Here is an 18,992-nt window from a genome sequence, read left to right as displayed (position 1 = left end):
CGTCACTCCTCCTTCTCGCCGCCGCCCGGCAGGAACTCCTGGACCTTCGCCCGGAAGCCCTGGCGGACCACGGCGGCGCGGTCGCTGTCCCCGCGCAGCACCGAGGCGGCGGCGGACTTGATCTGGTCCCACGTGGCGTGCGGCGGGATGGGCGGCACCGCCGGGTCCGTACGGAAGTCGATGACGTACGGCCGGTCCGCGTCCAGCGCCCGGCGCCAGGCCGCGGTCACGCCGTCGGGGGACTCCACCCGCTCGCCGTCCAGGCCGAACAGGGCGGCGACCTCGGCGTAGGGCACGTCCGGGATGCTCTGCGAGGGCTCGAACGCCGGGGCGCCCTGCATGGCGCGCATCTCCCAGGTGACCTGGTTGAGGTCCTGGTTGTTCAGCACCGCCACGATCAGCCGGGGGTCGGACCACTCGCGGTGGTACTTCGCCGCGGTCAGCAGCTCCGCCAGCCCGTTCATCTGCATCGCGCCGTCGCCGACGAGGGCGACGGCCGGCCGGTCGGGGTGGGCGAACTTCGCGCCGATGGCGTACGGCACGCCCGGCCCCATCGTCGCGAGGGTGCCCGAGAGGGAGCCGCGCATCCCGTCGCGCATCCGCAGGTGCCGCGCGTACCAGTTCGCGGCCGACCCGGAGTCCGCGGTGATGATCGCGTTCGACGGCAGCAGCTCGTCCAGCGCATGGACCACGTACTCGGGGTTGACCGGATCGGCCGGCACCTCGGCCCTCCGCTGCATGACCTCCCACCAGCGGGCGGTGTTGGCCTCGATCGTCTCGCGCCACGAGCGGTCGGTACGCCGCCGGAGCAGCGGCGCGAGGCGCCGCAGCGTCTCGGCCGCGTCCCCGACGAGGTTCAGCTCGAAGGGGTAGCGCAGGCCCACCATGGCCGCCTCGATGTCGATCTGCACCGCGCGCGCCTGGTCGAACTCCGGCAGGAACTGCGTGTACGGGAAGCTGGAGCCGACCACGAGCAGGGTGTCGCAGTCCCGCATCATCTCGTACGAGGGCCGGGTGCCGAGCAGCCCGATCGCGCCCGTGACGTACGGCAGGGTGTCCGGCAGCGCGTCCTTGCCGAGCAGCGCCTTCGCGACCCCCGCACCCAGGAGGTCGGCGACCTGCTCCACCTCGGCGCGGGCGTGCCGGGCGCCCTGCCCGATGAGCATCGCCGGCCGCTCGCCGGCGTTGAGGATCTCCGCCGCCCGCGCGAGGTCCTCGTCGGCCGGCACGGGGGCGTAGTGCCCGACACCCAGGCTGGAGGGGACCTGCTTGAAGACGTGGGCCGGCGGCTCGTAGTCGAGTTCCTGCACGTCGGCCGGGATGATCAGCGCGGTGGGGGTGCGCTGGGTGGCGGCGATCCGCAGGGCCCGGTCCAGGACGTTGGGCAGCTGCGCCGGTACGTTGACGGTCTCGCAGAAGGCGGAGGCGACGTCCTTGTAGAGGGAGGCCAGATCCACCTCCTGCTGGTAGGAGCCGCCCATGGCGCTGCGGTCGGTCTGCCCGACGATGGCCACCACCGGCACGTGGTCGAGCTTCGCGTCGTACAGGCCGTTCAGCAGGTGGATCGCACCCGGTCCCGAGGTGGCCGCGCAGACCCCGGTACGGCCGGAGAACTTGGCGTAGCCGACGGCCTGGAACGCCGCCATCTCCTCGTGCCGCGCCTGGATGAAGCGGGGCCGGTCCTCGGCCCGCCCCCAGGCCGCCAGGAGGCCGTTGATCCCGTCGCCCGGGTACGCGAATACGTGTTCGACGTCCCATGCGCGCAGCCGCTGCAACAGGTAGTCGGCAACCTTCATCGTCCTGCTCCCTCGTGGTCGGTCCGCTCGCGTCCGCCCCCGCCTCCCGCGTCTGCCCGACCGTCCGTGCCCCATGCACCCCCGGTCGGCCCCGGCTACCGGCACGTAGAGTTGGCCCTCCGCAACGGAAAGGGAGCACCAGGTGCAGCGTTACGACCGGCTGAAGGAGATCCTCCGTCTGGACCCGGACAAGGACTTCCTCACCATCTACCGGCTCACCGCCACCTACGAGTTCCCCTGGGACTTCACCCGCGCCCTCGAGCTCGCACTCTTCCGGACCTACGCCGTCCCGAGCATCGGCCGCCTCCTCGCCGAGACCGGCGAGTTCACCGGGCGCGCACAGAAGCGCTACGACGACACCTCCCTGCTCCTGGACGCCGTCGTCGAGCACGGCTTCGAGCACGACACCGCGCGCACGGCGATCCGCCGCATCAACCAGATGCACCGCAGCTACGACATCCCGAACGAGGACATGCGCTACGTCCTGTGCACGTTCGTGGTCATCCCGCCGCGCTGGCTGGACGCCTACGGCTGGCGCCCCATGACCCACCACGAGCGCCGCGCCTCCGCGCACTACTACGCCACCCTCGGCCGGCACATGGGGATCAAGGACATCCCGGCCTCCTACGAGGAGTTCGAGGAGACCCTGAACGCCTACGAGGCGGAGCACTTCGGCTGGGACGAGGGCGGCCGCAAGGTCGCCGACTCCACCCTGGACCTGATGGCCTCCTGGTACCCGGCGCCGCTCGCCCCCGCGGTGCGCGGCGCAAGCCTGGCGCTGCTGGACGAGCCGCTGCTGGACGCCTTCCGCTTCGAGCGCCCCCGCCCGCAGGTCCGGAAGCTGGTCCGCGGCGCCCTGCGGCTGCGCGGCCGCGCCGTACGGCTGCTGCCCCCGCGCAGGACCCCGCACTACGCCCGCCAGAACCCGGAGATCAAGGGCTACCGCGGCGGCTATGACGTGGGCGAGCTCGGCACGTTCCCCGTGCCCGGCTCCGGGGGGTGCCCCCTGCCGCATCCCCGCCGGCCGGCCGGAGCCGAGGCCCAGCCCCCGGCCTGATCCGGAGCACCTGCGCGGGCCCCGGGGGCGGGGCCCTCGTACACAGGAAGGGCGGACCGGCTCGGGGGCGCGGTTCAGGCGCGGCGCAGGGCGACGGCCAGGAAACGCGCGTCCTCGTCGGCGTAGCGGAGCAGCTCCCAGCCCGAACCCGCCAGCAGGGGGCCGAGGTTGTGCTCGGCGCGCAGGTCGTCCGGGGTCAACGCGCGGCCGTGGCGGGCCGCCAGCGCCGCCCGCCCGATCGGGTGGAACAGGGCGAGCCGGCCGCCGGCGCGGACGACCCGGGCCAGCTCCCGCAGGTTCGCCGCCGGATCGGGCAGGTGCGCGACGAGCCCCGAGGCGAACACCGCGTCGATCGCCGCGTCGCGCAGCGGCAGCCGGGACACGTCCGCGAGCAGCAGCGCGCCGTCCGCGTCCCGCCCCGCCCGCCGCGCGGCGGTCAGCATCTGCGGGGTGAGGTCCGCGCCGAGCACGGTGCCGGCCGGGCCCACGGCCGCACGCAGCGCGGGCAGCGCCCGCCCGGTCCCGCAGCCGGCGTCGAGCACGCGGTCGCCGGGGCGCAGCCCGAACTCGGCCACGGCGCTCTCGAACGCGGGCCCGTCGTCCGGGAACTTCTCGTCCCAGCCGGCAGCGCGCTGCCCGAAGAACTCCTGCACCTGCCGGGGATCGCGGTCGTCCCGGGGCTTGTGGTGGTCCCGCGGCTTGCGGTCGTCCCGGGGCTCGGGGTCTTCAGTCATGGGCCCATGATCCCGCATCGGTGCGCACGCCGTCCGGCGCGCCCCCGCGCGGGCGGCCGGCGCGCAAGGTGGCGTCCGGTGCGGTCGAAGACGAACGTAGCTCTGTCATATTCCAGCAGTTCCCGCTGGTTTTGAAATGCTCCCCTTGTTCGGCACCTCACCCGGACTAGCGTCCCGGGGCCATGGGACACCTCGACCACGCGGCGTACGGCTGGCTCACGCCCGTCCTGTCATACGTGATGGCATGCATCGGCGCCGCCCTCGGGCTGCGCTGCACCGTCCGCGCGCTCGCCGCGACCGGACCCTCGCGCCGGAACTGGCTCCTCACCGCAGCATCCGCCATCGGCACCGGCATCTGGACCATGCACTTCGTCGCGATGCTCGGCTTCGACGTCACGGGCACCGAGATCCACTACGACGTGCCCCTGACCGTCCTCAGCCTGCTCGTCGCCATGGTCGTGGTCGGCGCCGGCGTCTTCGCCGTCGGATACGGCAACCAGCGCCGCCGCTCCCTCCTCCTCGGCGGCCTCACCACCGGCCTGGGCGTCGCCAGCATGCACTACCTCGGCATGGCCGCCCTGCGGCTGCACGGCAGCGTCTCCTACGAGCCCCTCACCGTCGGGCTCTCGGTCGCCATCGCCGTCGTCGCGGCCACCGCCGCGCTGTGGGCCGCGCTCCACATCAAGGCGCCGGCCGCCGTCGCCGTCGCCTCGCTGGTCATGGGCGCGGCCGTCAGCTCCATGCACTACACCGGGATGACGGCCGTCGCCGTGCGGGTGGCGCCCTCGGCCCAGGCCCTGCCCGGGGCCACGGCCATGCAGTTCGTCTTCCCGCTCGCCGTCGGGCTCGGCTCCTACCTCTTCCTGACCTCTGCGTTCGTGGCCCTGTCGCCCACCGCCGACGAGCGCGCGGCATCGGCTTCGGCATCGGCGTCCGCATCGGCGTCAGCCTCTGCGCCCGATTCCGCTTCCGCCTCTGGGTCCGCGTCCGCTTCGGCCGCCGCGTCCGCCCGCTGACCCGCCGCCCGTCCACCCGCCCGCAGGACCGGACCCGGAACGAGGAGCTCCATGCGCACATCCCGCAGACGACCGGACGCGGCGCCGCCGCGGCTGCCCGCACCACCGGCGCGCGGCCGGCGGGCCCACGCCGGGCCGCCCGCCGAGGAGCCTGAGCCTGAGCCGGGGGCGGCCGGGGAGCGGACGGCGGCGGGGGCGGCTGCGGAGGGTCCGGTCGGCGCGGGGCGTGTCCGGCCGGGTCTGCGCCTGCGGCCCGCGACGGTCCGGGCGAAGGTCGTCTCCCTGCTGATGGTCCCGGTGGTCTCCCTGCTCGCCCTCTGGGGCTTCGCCACCGTCAACACCGCCCGCGACATCGCCCGGATCGGCCGCGTCCAGCGGATCGACCAGGAGATCCGCACCCCGGTCGCGGCCGCCGTCGGCGAGCTCCAGGCCGAGCGGCGCGCCGCCGTCCGCTACCTGGCCGAGCCCGCCGCCGAGCGCGCCACCGAACTGGACCGCCAGCAGCGCCGCACCGACGACGCCGTCCGGCGCCTCCGGCTCGGCGAGCGGCACACCGTGGCCGAGTCCGGCGACCAGCGCACGGAGGTCGTCGTCCGCCTCGGCGCCTTCGTCGCGGCCGCCGAGGGGCTCGGCACCGCCCGCAAGGACATCGCCGACCGGCGTGCGACCGCGGACGCGGCGTACGAGACGTACACCCGTGTCGTGGACGCCGCCCTCGCCGTCACGGGCTCCCTCTCCGGCGGGGCGCAGGCCGAGCTCGGCCCCGGGGCACGCGTGCTGCTCGAATTCGCCCGCGCGGGGGAACTCCTGGCCCGGGAGGACGCGTTGATCTCCGTACCGGGCCAGCGCAGCGCCGAATCGGTTCGGCGGCTCACCGGCCTCGTCGAGACCCGCCGCGCCCTCACCGACAGCTCCGCGGGCGACCTGCCCGCCGCCCAGCAGGACGCCTGGCAGGCCGTCGCCAAGGGTGCCGCGTACGCCGAACTGACCGGCGCCGAGGACCGGGTGCTGGCCGCCGGCACCGCCAAGGACCCGCGGGGCGCGGCCGCCGGCTGGGAGGCCGCGTACACGAGCGTCAGCAGCTCCATGCGGGAGATCGAGGCGGCCGCGCACGCCGGAGCCGCCGACCGCCGCGACCCCCTCGCCGCAGGCGCGCTCGGCCCCGCCGGGGCCGCCGTGCTGCTGGGCCTGGCGGCCGTGGCCGCCTCGCTCGTGATCTCGGTCCGCATCGGCCGCGGCCTCGTCGTGGAACTGGTGTCGCTGCGCAACACCGCCCTGGAGATCGCCCACCGCAAGCTCCCGCACGCCATGGACCGGCTGCGCGCCGGCCGGGACCTCGACGTGGATGCGGAGGCACCGTCCCGGCCCGCCGCGGAGGACGAGATCGCCCAGGTCGGCGCCGCCCTCGCCACGGTGCACCGGGCCGCGCTCGGCGCCGCCGTCGAACGCGCCGAGCTCGCCAGCGGGGTGAGCGGCGTGTTCGTCAACCTGGCGCGGCGCAGCCAGGTCCTCGTGCACAAGCAGCTCACCCTGCTCGACTCCATGGAGCGGCGCACCGACGACCCCGGCGAGCTCGGCGACCTCTTCCGCCTCGACCACCTCACCACCCGCATGCGCCGCCACGCGGAGAGCCTGATCATCCTGTCGGGTGCCGCCCCGGGGCGGGCCTGGCGGGTGCCCGTCCCGCTGACGAACGTGGTCCGGGCCGCCGTGTCGGAGATCGAGGACTATCCGCGCGTGGAGGTCCGGCAACTGCCGGAGGCCGCGGTCGTCGGCGGGGTCGTCGCCGACCTCACCCACCTGCTCGCCGAACTCATCGAGAACGCCGCCCAGTTCTCGCCGCCCCACACCAAGGTCCGGGTCAGCGGCGAGCCCGTGGGTGTCGGATACGTCCTGGAGGTCGAGGACCGCGGCCTCGGCATGGGCCGCGAGGCCCTGGACGAGGCCAACCGCCGCATCGAGCAGTCCGGCGCCCTCGACCTCTTCGACAGCGACCGGCTCGGGCTCTTCGTGGTCAGCCGCCTGTCCGCCCGGCACGGCGTGCGGGTGCACCTGCGTCCGTCGCCGTACGGGGGCACCACCGCCGTGGTGCTCCTGCCGAACTCCGTGCTCCAGGGGGCGCTCGGGCCCGCGTTCGGCCCGGCCGTGCACGACCCGGGCCGGGAGGCGGCGCCGGAGGTCGCGGCGGCTGCGGCCCGGCAGGGGGAGGCCGTCCCGCAGCAGCCCGCCGTGGCAGCCGTGCCCGCGGCGTCCGCTGTGTCCGCTGTATCCGCCGTGCCAGCATCCGCGGTATCCGCCGTACGGGAGGAAGCGCGCGGGGTCCCGGCCTCCGGCGGCGGTGCCGTACGGGAGGAGCCCGTGCACCCCGGCCTGCCCGCGCCGGTGGCCTCACTGCGGCCGCGCGGCGGCGCGGGGAGCGCGGCTCCCCGTACGCAGGCCCCCGCGGCGGCGCAGGCACCCGAACCCGCCGCGCCCGCCGCGGAACTGCCGCGCCGTGTGCGCCAGGCCAGCCTGGTCCCGCAGCTGCGCGAGGTCGCGGCCGAGAAGGCGTCGGCCGCGGCGGCCCCGCCCGCGGATCCGCCGCGGCGCAGCCCGGAGCAGGCCCGGGACCGGATGGCGGCCTACCGGGCCGGCTGGGTCCGCGGCGCCCGGGAGAACTCCGACCACCCAGGCAGCAGCGAAGGAGAAGCGTGATGATCGAGTACCGCAGATCCGGCCCCGGCGGCGGTGTCCGCAGGGCCGGTGAACTGGACTGGCTGTTGGACGAGCTGGTGGTCCGCGTCCGCGAGGTCCGCCATGCCGTGGTCCTGTCCGGCGACGGGCTCCCGGTGGGTGCGTCGAGCGCCCTCGGCCGGGAGGACGCGGAGCACCTGGCCGCCGTGGCCTCCGGTTTCCACAGTCTGGCCAAGGGGGCGGGCCGGCACTTCCGGGTCGGCGGAGTGCGGCAGACGATGGTGGAGATGGACGAGGGGTTCCTCTTCGTCGCCGCGGCGGGCGAGGGCTCCTGCCTGGCCGTGCTCAGCACGGGCGGCGCCGACATCGGGCTGATCGCCTACGAGATGGCCCGCCTGGTGAAGCGGGTCGGGGAACACCTGTACACGCCGCCCCGGTTCGGGGCCGAGCCGCCGGCCGCGGGCTGAGGACGGCGGTCCGGTCCATGGACGTCCAGTGGTACGACGCCGAAGCGGGCCCGCTCGTCCGCCCGTACGCCATGACCGGCGGGCGTACGAAGCCGGGCCCGCACGGGGTGCGGTTCGACCTGATCGCGCTGGTCGTGGTGGACGCCGGGGCCGCGGACGCGGCGGACGAGGCGCTGCTCGGCCCCGAGCACCGGGCGCTGCTCCGCCTGTGCCGGTCCGAGACCCAGTCGGTGGCGGAGCTCGCCGCTGACGCGGACCTGCCGGTGGGGGTGGTGCGGGTGCTGTTGGGCGACCTGCTGGAAGCGGGGCACGTGAGGGTCAGCAGGCCGGTACCGCCCGCCCGGCTGCCGGACGAGCGGATTCTGCGGGAAGTCATCGAGGGATTGAGAGCGCTGTGATGGGACGAAGGCATGACGACCGGGACGCCGAGGACGCCGAGGCCGGCGGTGACGGCGGCGAACCGGTGGCCCTCGCGCTGAAGATACTCGTGGCAGGCGGCTTCGGGGCCGGCAAGACCACTCTGGTCGGCGCGGTCAGCGAGATCCGGCCGCTGCGGACGGAGGAACTGCTCAGCGAGGCAGGCGAGCTGGTCGACGACACCGGCGGCGTCGCGAGGAAGACGACCACGACCGTGGCCATGGACTTCGGGCGGATCACCGTCCGGGCCGGTCTCTCGCTGTACCTGTTCGGGACGCCGGGGCAGGACCGGTTCTGGTTCCTGTGGGACGAGTTGGCGCAAGGAGCCCTGGGGGCCGTGGTGCTGGCGGACACCCGGCGCCTGGAGGACTGCTTCCCGGCGGTGGACTACTTCGAGCACCGCCGCATCCCGTTCGTGGTGGCCGTCAACTGCTTCACGGACGCGCGCCGGTACGGGGCGCCCGACGTGTCGCGGGCGCTGGACCTGGAGACCGGGACTCCGGTGGTGCTGTGTGACGCCCGGGACAGGGATTCGGGCAAGGAAGTCCTGATCAGGCTGGTGGAGTACGCGGGGAGGGTGCACACCGCGCGGCTGCTGGAGTCGGTTGATCCGCAGGCCGGAGCGGTGTGAGCCGGCCCGCTGCGGGGTCGCGGGGCGCCGGCGGGGTCCGTGGCGGCGTTGGTTCGGACCTTGCCGGAAAGGCCCTGGTGGGGAAGGCTTGCGGCACGTACTGCGCGGGGTGCGGCGCGGCCGGGCCGGCGGCGTCGACGGGGAGGGGCTGGGTATGGCACTGGACAAGCAGCTCGACTGGCTGCTGGACGACCTGTCCCGCAGGGTCCAGCAGGTCCGGCATGCGGTGGTGCTGTCCAACGACGGGCTGGTCACGGGCGCGAGCGCCGGGCTGGTACGGGAGGACGCGGAGCACCTGGCGGCGGTCGCGGCGGGGCTGCAGAGCCTGGCGAAGGGGTCGGGACGGCACTTCGGGGCCGGGGAGGTGCGGCAGACCATGGTCGAGTACGACGACGGGGCCCTCTTCGTCATGGCGGCGGGCTCGGGCAGTTCGCTGTGCGTGCTCAGCTCTGCGGAGGCCGACATCGGGCAGGTCGCGTACGAGATGACGCTGCTGGTCAACCGGGTGGGCGAGCACCTGGGGGTGGCGGAGCGGCGGATCACCGGCGGCTGACGGCAGCGGGCCGGGATCCGGTCCCGACCTCGGGTTCGGCCTCGCTTCGGGAGTTATCCACAGGCCGCGCAGGGTGTCGTGACGGTGGGTTACGTTCTTCACGCAGAGTGATGGAGATGCGATGCGTGAGGGGGATCGTCATGAACGTTGCGACGCAGCCGCGGGTCCGGGCCGGGGTGTCCGCAGCAGCGGGGCCGACGGTGGGCGGGGCCAGGGCCGCCGGCGAGCTCGGGCTGAGCCGGGGCGAGTTCGCCCGGGCCGTCCAGCTGGGGATCGTACGGGCCGCGCCGCCGGCCCCCGGCGGAGGAGCCCGCTACACGCGGGCCGAGCTGGACCGGGTCAGGGCGGCGGAGGGCTTCCCGGACGCGCTCCGCGCGCGGGTCGAGACCGTGGCCGGGGCGGAGCCTGCGGGCGCGCTCATGGGGATCGGGCCGAGCCGGTTCATCCGGCTCGCCCGGTGCGGGCACCTCGCCCCCGTCGGCTACCGGGTCAACCGGTACCGGGCGGTGGTGTGGCTCTATCTGGCCGCCGAGTTGCGGAAGTTCGCCGCCGCGCAGCCGGAGCTGCTGAGCGGGGGCGCGCCCGCGCAGGACCGTGAGCTGATGGCGGCCAAGGCGGACCTGCGCCCGCGGCAGTGGCGCAGCCGGCACGTGGGGCTGCTGCTGAGACGGACCGCCGACCCGTGAGAGCGGGCCGCCGTCCTGGCCTCCGTGCTCCCGGAGGAGGAGCTGGCACAGGCCGTGCCCGACCCGGCGGAGCGGGTCGTCCTCGCCGCCCTGGCCCCGCCCCTGCCGTACGGCCACCCGCAGCACCCGGCCGCGGCGGCCGTCGCCCAGCGGCTGCTGCGGGCCGAGTCGCCGGAGGAGGTGCACTGGTACCGCACCAGCCTGGACTTCGCCCTGACCGGGGTGCGCGGTCAGTCGAACTCGACGGGGGAGAGGGGGCCGACGTAGACCCAGGCCCCGCCCTCCCGGGTGAAGGCGCTGTTCTCGTGCAGGGACCCGGCGTGCCGGCCCTCGCGGTAGTGCGCCCGGAACTCCACCGAGCCCTCCGTCTCGAACATCCCGCCGCGCTCCGTGCCGAGGATCTCCAGCTTGACCCAGCGCTGGTCGGGGTCCAGGTCGAGCGCGCCGGGGCGGGTGTCCGGGTGCCAGGACCGCATCAGGTAGGCGGTGTCGCCGACGGCGAAGGCGCTGAAGCGGGACCGCATCAGCAGTTCGGCGGTGGGGGCCTGCTGCGCGCCGGAGTGGAAGCGGCCGCAGCACTCCGGGTAGGCGGCGGGCAGCCCGCAGGGACAGGGGAGGGCCGGCTGGGGCATGGCGGTGATCAGCTCTTCGGGGTCGGTGCGGCCGGCGCGGACGGCCGGGCCTGCGGGGAGGGATAGGGGCGGAAGAGGCCTTCCTGGACCACGGAGACCAGCAGCCTGCCCTCCAGGTCGTAGATGCGGCCGCGGGCCAGGCCGCGGCCGCCGTGCGCGATCGGCGACTCCTGGTCGTACAGGAACCACTCGTCCGCCCGGAACGGCCGGTGGAACCACATGGCGTGGTCGAGCGAGGCCATGTCGAAACCGCGCATGCCCCACAGGGGCTCCACGGGGATGCGCACGGCGTCGAGGAGGGTCATGTCACTGGCGTACGTGAGGGCGCAGGTGTGCACGAGAGGGTCGTCGCCCAGCGGGCCGACGGCGCGCATCCACACCGCGCTGCGGGGATCGGCGTTCTTGAGCTCCTGCGGGGTCCAGCGCAGCCGGTCCGTGTACCGGATGTCGAAGGGCTGGCGGCGGGCCATCCGCTCCAGCGCCTCGGGCAGCGCGCCCAGGTGCTCGCGGATCTCGTCCGCCACTTTCGGGAGCGTGTCCGGGTGGGGGAAGTCGAGGCGGGGAGGGAGCTGGTGCTCGATGCCGCCCTCCTCCGGATGGTGGAAGGAGGCGGTCAGATTGAAGATCGTCTTGCCTTGCTGGACCGCGGTGACGCGGCGCGTGGTGAAGGACCGCCCGTCGCGCACCCGCTCCACCTGGTACACGATCGGCACCCCGGGGATGCCGGGGCGCAGGAAGTACGCGTGCAGGGAGTGGACCGGCCGGTCGCTCTCGGTGGTGCGGCCGGCGGCCACCAGGGCCTGGCCGGCAACCTGCCCGCCGAAGACGCGCTGGAGTGACTCCTGCGGGCTGGCGCCGCGGAAGATGTTGACCTCGATCTGCTCCAGGTCGAGCAGATCGACCAGTCTCTCGGCGGGGTTCGTCATCAGAGCCTCTCCACTGTCGTCTCCGGTCGGGCCGGTCGCCCTCCGGCGGGGGTCAGAGCGTGCCGAGCTCGCCGACCGAGGTCACCCGGATGACCGCCCGGCCCTCCTCGTCGGAGGCGGCGAGGTCCACCTCGGCGCTGATGCCCCAGCCATGGTCGCCGTTGGGGTCCGCGAAGGTCTGGCGGACCCGCCACAGGCCGTGCGCCGGGTCCTCCTCGATCTGCAGCAGCTTCGGGCCGCGCGCGTCGGGGCCGGTGCCGAGGTCGTCGTACTCGTCCCAGTAGGCGTCCATGGCCTCGCCCCAGGCGTCGGCGTCCCAGCCGGACTCGGCGTCCAGCTCGCCCAGCTCGTCGATGTGGTCCAGGGCGGCCAGCTCCACCCGCCGGAACATGGCGTTGCGGACCAGGACGCGGAAGGCGCGCGCGTTCGCGGTGACCGGCTTGACCTGGTCGGCCTTGTCCTGGGCCTCCTCCGCCGTCTCCACCTCCGGGTTCGCCAGCTGCTCCCACTCGTCGAGCAGGCTGGAGTCCACCTGGCGCACCAGCTCGCCGAGCCAGGCGATCAGGTCCTCCAGGTCCTCGGACTTCAGGTCGTCGGGGATGGTGTGGTCCAGCGCCTTGTAGGCGCTCGCCAGGTACCGCAGGACGATGCCCTCGGTGCGGGCGAGCTCGTAGAAGGACGTGAACTCGGTGAAGGTCATCGCGCGTTCGTACATGTCGCGGATGATCGACTTGGGGGAGACCGGGTGGTCGCCGACCCACGGGTGGCTCTTGCGGTACACGTTGTAGGCGTGGTGCAGGAGCTCTTCCAGCGGCTTGGGATAGGTGACGTCCTGGAGGCGCTCCATCCGCTCCTCGTACTCGATCCCGTCGGCCTTCATGGCGCCGACCGCGATGCCGCGCTCCTTGTTCTGCTGGGCGGCCAGGATCTGGCGCGGGTCGTCCAGCGTGGACTCGACGACCGAGACCATGTCCAGCGCGTAGGAGGGGGACTCCGGCTCCAGCAGGTCGAAGGCGGCCAGCGCGAAGGTGGACAGCGGCTGGTTGAGCGCGAAGTCCTGCTGGAGGTCGACCGTGAGCCGGATGGTGCGGCCCTCGGCATCCGGGGTGTCGAGCTGCTCGACCACACCGCCGTCCAGGAGGGACCGGTAGATGGCGATCGCCCGGCGGATGTGCCTCAGCTGGGCCTTGCGCGGCTCGTGGTTGTCCTCGAGCAGGCTGCGCATCGCCTGGAAGGCATCGCCCGGACGGGCGATGACGGACAGGAGCATGATGTTGGTGACCTTGAACCGGGAGGTGAGCGGCTCCGGGTCGGCGGCGATCAGCTTCTCGAAGGTGGTGTCCGACCAGGCGACGAAGCCCTCGGGCGCCTTCTTGCGGACCACCTTGCGGCGCTTCTTCGGGTCGTCGCCCGCCTTCGCCAGGGCCTTCTCGTTCTCGATGACGTGCTCGGGCGCCTGGGCGACGACGAAGCCCGCCGTGTCGAAGCCGGCCCGGCCGGCCCGGCCGGCGATCTGGTGGAACTCGCGGGCGCGCAGCGTGCGGACCCGGTTGCCGTCGTACTTGGTCAGCGCGGTGAACAGCACGGTGCGGATCGGGACGTTGACGCCCACGCCCAGGGTGTCGGTCCCGCAGATCACCTTCAGCAGGCCGGCCTGGGCCAGCTTCTCCACCAGGCGCCGGTACTTCGGCAGCATGCCGGCGTGGTGGACGCCGATGCCGTGGCGCACGTAGCGGGAGAGGTTCTGGCCGAACTTCGTGGTGAAGCGGAAGTTGCCGATCAGCTCGGCGATCTTGTCCTTCTCCTCGCGGGAGCACATGTTGATGCTCATCAGCGACTGCGCGCGCTCGACGGCCTGGGCCTGGGTGAAGTGCACGATGTACACCGGCGCCTGCCGGGTCTCCAGCAGCTCCGTGATCGTCTCGGTGATCGGGGTGGTGACGTACTCGTACGACAGCGGCACGGGGCGGGTCGCGGAGCGCACCACCGACGTCGGCCGGCCCGTGCGCCGGGTGAGGTCCTCCTCGAACCGCGTCACGTCGCCGAGGGTCGCCGACATCAGGATGAACTGCGCCTGCGGCAGCTCCAGCAGCGGGATCTGCCAGGCCCAGCCGCGGTCCGGCTCGGCATAGAAGTGGAATTCGTCCATCACGACCTGGCCGATGTCGGCGTACTTGCCGTCGCGCAGGGCGATGGAGGCCAGCACCTCGGCCGTGCAGCAGATCACGGGGGCGTCGGCGTTCACGGAGGCGTCGCCGGTCAGCATGCCCACGTTCTCGGTACCGAACAGCTTGCACAGGTCGAAGAACTTCTCCGACACGAGCGCCTTGATCGGCGCGGTGTAGAAGGTGACCTTGTCCTGGGCCAGGGCCGTGAAGTGCGCACCGGCCGCGACGAGGCTCTTGCCGGAGCCCGTCGGCGTGGACAGGATCACGTTCGCTCCGGAGACGACCTCGATCAGCGCCTCCTCCTGAGCCGGGTACAGGCTGATGCCCTGGTCCTCCGCCCACGAGGAGAAAGCCTCGAAGAGGGTGTCGGGGTCGGCGTTCGGCGGGAGCTGATCAATGAGGGTCACGCCCCCCATCTTGCCTGGCTTCGCCCCGGATGGGGGAACCGGCCGCCGCAACGAAGATCACCACCGGTACGCTGTGCCGTTGACCGGGGCCGGACGGGATCGTCAGCGGGGCCCGACCAGCACACCACCGGGGCGGGAAACGAGCATGATGGGTCCGGCGCACTCACTGTCCGGGGCGGCAGCCTGGCTGGGGGTGGGCGCCGCAGCCGCGGCCGCCGGGCACCCCATGCCCTGGCCGGTCCTCGTCGTCGGCGCGCTCATCTGCGCGGGCGCCGCCCTCGCCCCCGACCTGGACCACAAGTCGGCGACGATCTCCCGGGCCTTCGGCCCGCTGTCCAAGGGCCTGTGCGAGGTGGTCGACAAGATCTCCTACGCCGTCTACAAGGCCACCCGGGCCCCGAAGGACGCCCGCCGCTCCGGCGGCCACCGCACCCTGACCCACACCTGGCTCTGGGCCGTCCTGATAGGCGCCGGCTCCTCCGTGCTCGCGGTCACCGCCGACCGGTGGGGCGTGCTGGCCCTGCTGTTCGTCCACCTCGTGCTCGCCGTCGAAGGCCTGCTGTGGCGGGCCGCGCGGATGTCCAGCGACGTCCTCGTGTGGCTGCTCGGCGCCACCGGCGCCTGGATCCTGGCCGGCGTGCTGGACGAGCCCGGCAACGGCGCGGACTGGCTCTTCGGCCCCGGCCAGGAGTACCTGTGGCTGGGGCTGCCGATCCTGCTCGGCGCCCTGGTCCACGACATCGGCGACGCCCTGACCGTCTCGGGCTGCCCGATCCTGTGGCCCCTGCCGATCAAGGGCAAGCGCTGGTACCCCGTCGGCCCGCCCAAGGGCATGCGCTTCCGGGCGGGCAGCTGGGTGGAGCTCAAGGTCCTCATGCCCGCGTTCATGCTCCTCGGCGGCGTGGGCGGGGCCTCCGCCCTCGGCTTCATCTGACCGCCGGGCGACGGCGCCGACCGACCGGCCCCCCCGCCGACGCGGGGGCCCGGTCGACGGCGCCGACCGACCGGCCCCCCCCGCCGACGCGGGGGCCCGGGGGCGGGAGCCGGTCAGCCGTGCCAGGAGCGCCACAGGGCCGCGTACGCCCCGTCGGCCGCGACCAGCTCGTCGTGCGAGCCGAGCTCGCTGATCCGGCCGTCCTCGACCACCGCGATGACGTCCGCATCGTGCGCCGTGTGCAGGCGGTGGGCGATCGCGATGACCGTTCGGCCGTCCAGCACCCTGGCCAGCGAGCGCTCCAGGTGCCGTGCGGCGCGCGGGTCCAGCAGCGAGGTCGCCTCGTCGAGGACGAGGGTGTGCGGATCGGCCAGCACCAGCCGGGCCAGTGCGACCTGCTGGGCCTGCGCCGGCGTCAGCGCCGTGCCGCCGGAGCCGACCTCGGTGTCCAGGCCGGCGTCCAGGGCCCGCGCCCAGCCGTCCGCGTCCACCGCGCCCAGCGCCGCCCACAGCTCGGCGTCCTGCGCCTGCGTCCGGGCCAGGCGCAGGTTGTCCCGCAGCGTGCCCACGAACACGTGGTGCTCCTGGTTGACCAGCGCCACCTGCTCGCGCACCCGCTCGGCGGTCATCCGCGAGAGCTGCGCCCCGCCCAGCGTCACCTCGCCCGTCCGCGGGGCGTAGATGCCCGCCAGCAGCCGGCCCAGGGTGGACTTGCCGGCGCCCGAGGGGCCGACCAGCGCCATGCGGGTGCCCGGCGGAACCGCCATCGACACCTCGTGCAGCACGTCGACGCCCTCCCGGTAGCCGAAGCGGACTTCCTCGGCCCGGACGTCCCGGCCCGCCGGGGCGACGCCGGGGTCGCCGCCGTCCGGCTCGATCTCCCGCACGCCCACCAGCCGGGCCAGCGACACCTGGGCGACCTGGAGCTCGTCGTACCAGCGCAGGATCAGTCCGATCGGGTCGATCATCATCTGCGCCAGCAGCGCGCCGGTGGTCAGCTGCCCGACCGACAGCCACCCCTGCAGGACGCAGAAGCCGCCGATCAGCAGCACGGAGCCGAGGATCGTCACGAAGGTGGCGTTGATGACGGGGAAGAGGACCGTGCGCAGGAACAGGGTGTACCGCTCCCACGCCGTCCACTCCTTGATGCGCCGTTCCGACAGGGCGATCCGGTCCGGGCCCAGGCGGTGCGCCTCCACCGTGCGGCCCGCGTCCACCGTCTCGGTGAGCGCCGCCGAGACCGCCGCGTAGCCGGCGGCCTCCGAGCGGTAGGCCGAGGGCGCCCGGCGGAAGTACCAGCGGCAGCCGGCCACCAGCACGGGCAGGGCGACCAGCGCCGCCAGCGCCAGCGGGGGCGCGGTCACGGTGAGCGCCCCGAACAGCAGCCCCACCCACACCACGCCGATGGCCAGCTGCGGCACGGCCTCGCGCATCGCGTTGGCCAGCCGGTCGATGTCGGTGGTGATGCGCGACAGCAGGTCGCCGGTGCCGGCCCGCTCCAGGACGCCCGGCGGCAGGCCCACCGACCGCACCAGGAAGTCCTCGCGCAGGTCGGCCAGCATCTCCTCGCCGAGCATGGCACCGCGCAGCCGGACCAGCCGCACGAACACCGTCTGCACGAGCAGGGCCAGCGCGAACAGCGCCGCCACCGGCACCGGGTGGAGCTCCCGGGCCCCCGCCGCGAGCTGGTCCACGACCCGGCCCAGCAGGTACGGGCCCGCCATGGAGGCGGTCACCGCGACCGCGTTGACCGCCACCAGGGTCGCGAAGGCCCGCCGGTGCCGTCGCAGCAGGCCGCGCACGTAGCCCCGTACGGTCGCCGGCGTGCCCACGGGCAGGGTGGCGGCCGATTCGGGGGCCGCCGGGTCGTAGGGCGGCGGCGCCACGCCGATCATGCGGATTCCTCGATCTCTGTGAGTGCTTCCTCGGTGCGTGCTTCGCGGAGCAGCGCCGGTTCCAGCCGGGCGGTCCGCTCTTCCTCTTCGGTCTCCCGGGTGACGACCGCCCGGTAGCGCCGGTCGCCGTGCAGCAGCTCGCGGTGGGTGCCGGTCGCGGCGACCGTGCCCTCGTGGAGGAAGACGACGCGGTCGGCACGGTCCAGCAGCAGCGGCGAGGAGGCGAGCACCACGGTGGTCCGCCCCTTGCGCAGGGCGCGCACCCCGTCGGCGATGCGTGCCTCGGTGTGCGAGTCGACGGCCGAGGTCGGCTCGTCGAGGACGAGCACCTCGGGGTCGGTGACCAGGGAGCGGGCCAGCGCGAGGCGCTGGCGCTGCCCGCCGGACAGCGACCGTCCGCGTTCGGTGAGGTGGGCGTCCATCGGGTCGTCCACCCCGTCCGGGGCGGCCTGGAGCACCGCGTCGAGGACGTCCCCGCACTGGGCGGCGGCCAGCGCCGCGGCGGGCTCGACCGCCCCGGACGCCGGTACGGCGAACAGCCGGCGCAGGGTGCCCGAGAGCAGCACCGGGTCCTTGTCCTGGACGAGGACCAGCGTGCGGGCGGTCTCCAGCGGGAGTTCGTCCAGGGCCACCCCGCCCAGCAGGACCGAGGCCCGGCCGGGGGTGGTGGGGCCGCTGCCGGGGCTGTCCCCGCCGCGGCCGTTTCCGCCGCGGCCGTCGGCGTCCCGGCCGTCGGCGTCCCCGCCCCGGGCGTCGGCCCCCTTGCCGTCCGGCTCGCCGTCGGCGCCTTCCGCCGGGTGCCCGCCGAGGCGTTCGGCGAGCCGGCCCGCGAGGTCCGGGTCCCCGCACACCACGGCCGTGAGCAGGCCGGCCGGGGCGAGCAGCCCGGTCGCGGGGTCGTACAGGTCCCCGCCGGGCTCGGGGGCCCGTACGGCCGCGGACGACGGCCGCTCGGCGGCGTCGGTACGGGTCAGCGACAGCACCCGGGCGGCCCGCTGGGCGGAGGGCCGGGAGAAGGAGTACGCCATCGCAATCTCCTCGAAGTGCCGCAGCGGGTAGAGCATGGTGGCCACCGCACTGAAGGCGGCGACGAGTTCACCGACCGCCAGCCGGCCGTCCAGGACGAGCACGGAGCCGTACCAGACCACCGCGATCATCAGCAGGCCCGGCAGCAGCACCTGGATCGCCGAGATCAGCGCCCACATCCGCGCACTGCGCACGGCGGCCTTGCGGACCTCCTGCGAGGCCTCGCGGTAGCGGCCGAGGAACAGTTCCTCGCCGCCGATGCCGCGCAGCACCCGCAGGCCCGCCACCGTGTCGGAGGCCAGTTCGGTGGCCTTGCCGGCCTTCTCGCGCTGGAGGTCGGCGCGCCGGGTGGCGCGCGGCAGCAGCGGCAGCACGGACAGGGCGAGCACCGGCGTGCCGAGGGCCACGACGGTTCCGATGGCGGGCGCGTGGTACAGCAGGCCGACGCAGATGACCACGACGGCGAAGGCGGCGGCGAGGAAACGGGAGACCGCTTCCACGAACCAGCCGATCTTCTCCACGTCGCCGGTGGAGACGGCGACGACCTCCCCCGCCGCGACCCGGCGGGTCAGCGCCGAGCCGAGCTCGGCGGTCTTGCGGGCGAGCAGCTGCTGCACCCGCGCGGCGGCCGTGATCCAGTTGGTGACGGCGGTGCGGTGGAGCATGACGTCGCCGACCGCGATCGCGACGCCGACCAGGGCCAGCAGGGCCCCGACGAGGAGCAGCCGCGTGCCGTCGCGGTCCACGACCGCGTCCACGCCGACTCCCACCGCGTACGGCAGGCCCGCGACGCCGCAGAAGTGGACCAGGCCCCAGCACAGGCTCTTGACCTGTCCGCCGAGTTGGCCCCGTCCGAGCCACACCAGGAAGCGGGGACCGGAACGGGCGTCGGGTACACCGGGATCCGGATACGGGAGATCGCTGATCTGCATGACGCCCCATGACTGGTCGAGAGGTCCAAACCGTGCAAGGTT

At 74.1% G+C, this 18,992-nt stretch carries 15 protein-coding genes and 1 pseudogene; 9 read left to right on the top strand and 7 right to left on the bottom strand.

All coding sequences use genetic code 11. The annotated features are described in order from the left end of the window. Positions 1-2: 2 nt before the first annotated feature. Positions 3-1,796, bottom strand: a complete 1,794-nt coding sequence (locus AB0953_RS12130; protein ID WP_366859332.1) for a thiamine pyrophosphate-requiring protein — start codon at positions 1,794-1,796, stop codon at positions 3-5. A gap of 142 nt (positions 1,797-1,938) precedes the next feature. On the opposite strand from AB0953_RS12130, the gene AB0953_RS12125 reads away from it, so the two are divergent. Continuing rightward, positions 1,939-2,853, top strand: a complete 915-nt coding sequence (locus tag AB0953_RS12125) for an oxygenase MpaB family protein (protein ID WP_366859331.1) — start codon at positions 1,939-1,941, stop codon at positions 2,851-2,853. Positions 2,854-2,927: 74 nt separating this feature from the next. Here the strand turns inward: AB0953_RS12125 and AB0953_RS12120 are convergent, their stop codons facing one another. After that, positions 2,928-3,587 carry a class I SAM-dependent methyltransferase gene (locus AB0953_RS12120; protein ID WP_366859330.1) on the bottom strand — a complete coding sequence of 220 codons (660 nt, stop codon included), beginning with the start codon at positions 3,585-3,587 and terminating at the stop codon, positions 2,928-2,930. Positions 3,588-3,769: 182 nt separating this feature from the next. Between AB0953_RS12120 and AB0953_RS12115 the strand changes: the two genes are divergently transcribed. From AB0953_RS12115 to AB0953_RS12085, 7 genes and pseudogenes are all read left to right on the top strand, one after another. Next, positions 3,770-4,603 carry an MHYT domain-containing protein gene (locus AB0953_RS12115; protein ID WP_366859329.1) on the top strand — a complete coding sequence of 278 codons (834 nt, stop codon included), beginning with the start codon at positions 3,770-3,772 and terminating at the stop codon, positions 4,601-4,603. A 51-nt stretch (positions 4,604-4,654) separates the two neighbouring features. Next, a complete protein-coding gene (locus AB0953_RS12110; protein WP_366859328.1) occupies positions 4,655-7,297 on the top strand; it encodes a nitrate- and nitrite sensing domain-containing protein in 2,643 nt (880 codons plus the stop codon). Beyond that, on the top strand, positions 7,297-7,743 hold the full coding sequence (locus AB0953_RS12105) for a roadblock/LC7 domain-containing protein (RefSeq protein WP_366859327.1): 447 nt from the start codon (positions 7,297-7,299) through the stop codon (positions 7,741-7,743). Before AB0953_RS12110 ends, AB0953_RS12105 begins: the two co-directional genes overlap by 1 nt. A 17-nt stretch (positions 7,744-7,760) precedes the next feature. Next, the gene (locus AB0953_RS12100; protein ID WP_366859326.1) at positions 7,761-8,141 is read left to right on the top strand and encodes a DUF742 domain-containing protein; all 381 of its coding nucleotides are present in this window, start codon (positions 7,761-7,763) and stop codon (positions 8,139-8,141) included. Further along, on the top strand, positions 8,141-8,791 hold the full coding sequence (locus tag AB0953_RS12095; protein ID WP_366859325.1) for an ATP/GTP-binding protein: 651 nt from the start codon (positions 8,141-8,143) through the stop codon (positions 8,789-8,791). The genes AB0953_RS12100 and AB0953_RS12095 overlap by 1 nt, the downstream gene beginning before the upstream one ends. A gap of 154 nt (positions 8,792-8,945) precedes the next feature. Then, positions 8,946-9,344: a roadblock/LC7 domain-containing protein gene (locus AB0953_RS12090; protein ID WP_366859324.1), complete on the top strand. Its 399-nt coding sequence runs from the start codon at positions 8,946-8,948 to the stop codon at positions 9,342-9,344. Positions 9,345-9,454: 110 nt separating this feature from the next. Further along, positions 9,455-10,297 (top strand): annotated as a pseudogene (locus AB0953_RS12085) (DUF6397 family protein). Here AB0953_RS12085 and AB0953_RS12080 read toward each other — a convergent pair. Genes AB0953_RS12080 through AB0953_RS12070 form a run of 3 tightly spaced genes read right to left on the bottom strand, consistent with a single transcriptional unit; the run spans position 10,261 to position 14,163 of the window. Next, positions 10,261-10,662: a YchJ family metal-binding protein gene (locus tag AB0953_RS12080; RefSeq protein ID WP_366859323.1), complete on the bottom strand. Its 402-nt coding sequence runs from the start codon at positions 10,660-10,662 to the stop codon at positions 10,261-10,263. The pseudogene AB0953_RS12085 and the gene AB0953_RS12080 sit on opposite strands and share 37 nt — an antisense overlap. A gap of 8 nt (positions 10,663-10,670) precedes the next feature. Next, a complete protein-coding gene (locus tag AB0953_RS12075) occupies positions 10,671-11,588 on the bottom strand; it encodes an acyl-CoA thioesterase II (RefSeq protein ID WP_366859322.1) in 918 nt (305 codons plus the stop codon). Positions 11,589-11,640: 52 nt separating this feature from the next. Continuing rightward, the gene (locus tag AB0953_RS12070; RefSeq protein ID WP_366859321.1) at positions 11,641-14,163 is read right to left on the bottom strand and encodes a DUF3516 domain-containing protein; all 2,523 of its coding nucleotides are present in this window, start codon (positions 14,161-14,163) and stop codon (positions 11,641-11,643) included. A 145-nt stretch (positions 14,164-14,308) separates the two neighbouring features. On the opposite strand from AB0953_RS12070, the gene AB0953_RS12065 reads away from it, so the two are divergent. Further along, on the top strand, positions 14,309-15,097 hold the full coding sequence (locus AB0953_RS12065; RefSeq protein ID WP_366859320.1) for a metal-dependent hydrolase: 789 nt from the start codon (positions 14,309-14,311) through the stop codon (positions 15,095-15,097). A gap of 113 nt (positions 15,098-15,210) precedes the next feature. On the opposite strand, the gene AB0953_RS12060 is transcribed toward AB0953_RS12065, so the two are convergent. Next, positions 15,211-16,992, bottom strand: a complete 1,782-nt coding sequence (locus AB0953_RS12060; protein ID WP_366859319.1) for an ABC transporter ATP-binding protein — start codon at positions 16,990-16,992, stop codon at positions 15,211-15,213. Further along, on the bottom strand, positions 16,989-18,950 hold the full coding sequence (locus AB0953_RS12055) for an ABC transporter ATP-binding protein (RefSeq protein ID WP_366859318.1): 1,962 nt from the start codon (positions 18,948-18,950) through the stop codon (positions 16,989-16,991). Before AB0953_RS12055 ends, AB0953_RS12060 begins: the two co-directional genes overlap by 4 nt. Positions 18,951-18,992: the final 42 nt, after the last annotated feature.

The organism is Streptomyces sp. NPDC046866 (genome assembly GCF_040704625.1).
Taxonomy (GTDB): domain Bacteria; phylum Actinomycetota; class Actinomycetes; order Streptomycetales; family Streptomycetaceae; genus Streptomyces.
The sequence above is the reverse complement of the archived record's forward strand: the minus strand, read 5'-3'. Positions and strand labels throughout refer to the sequence as shown.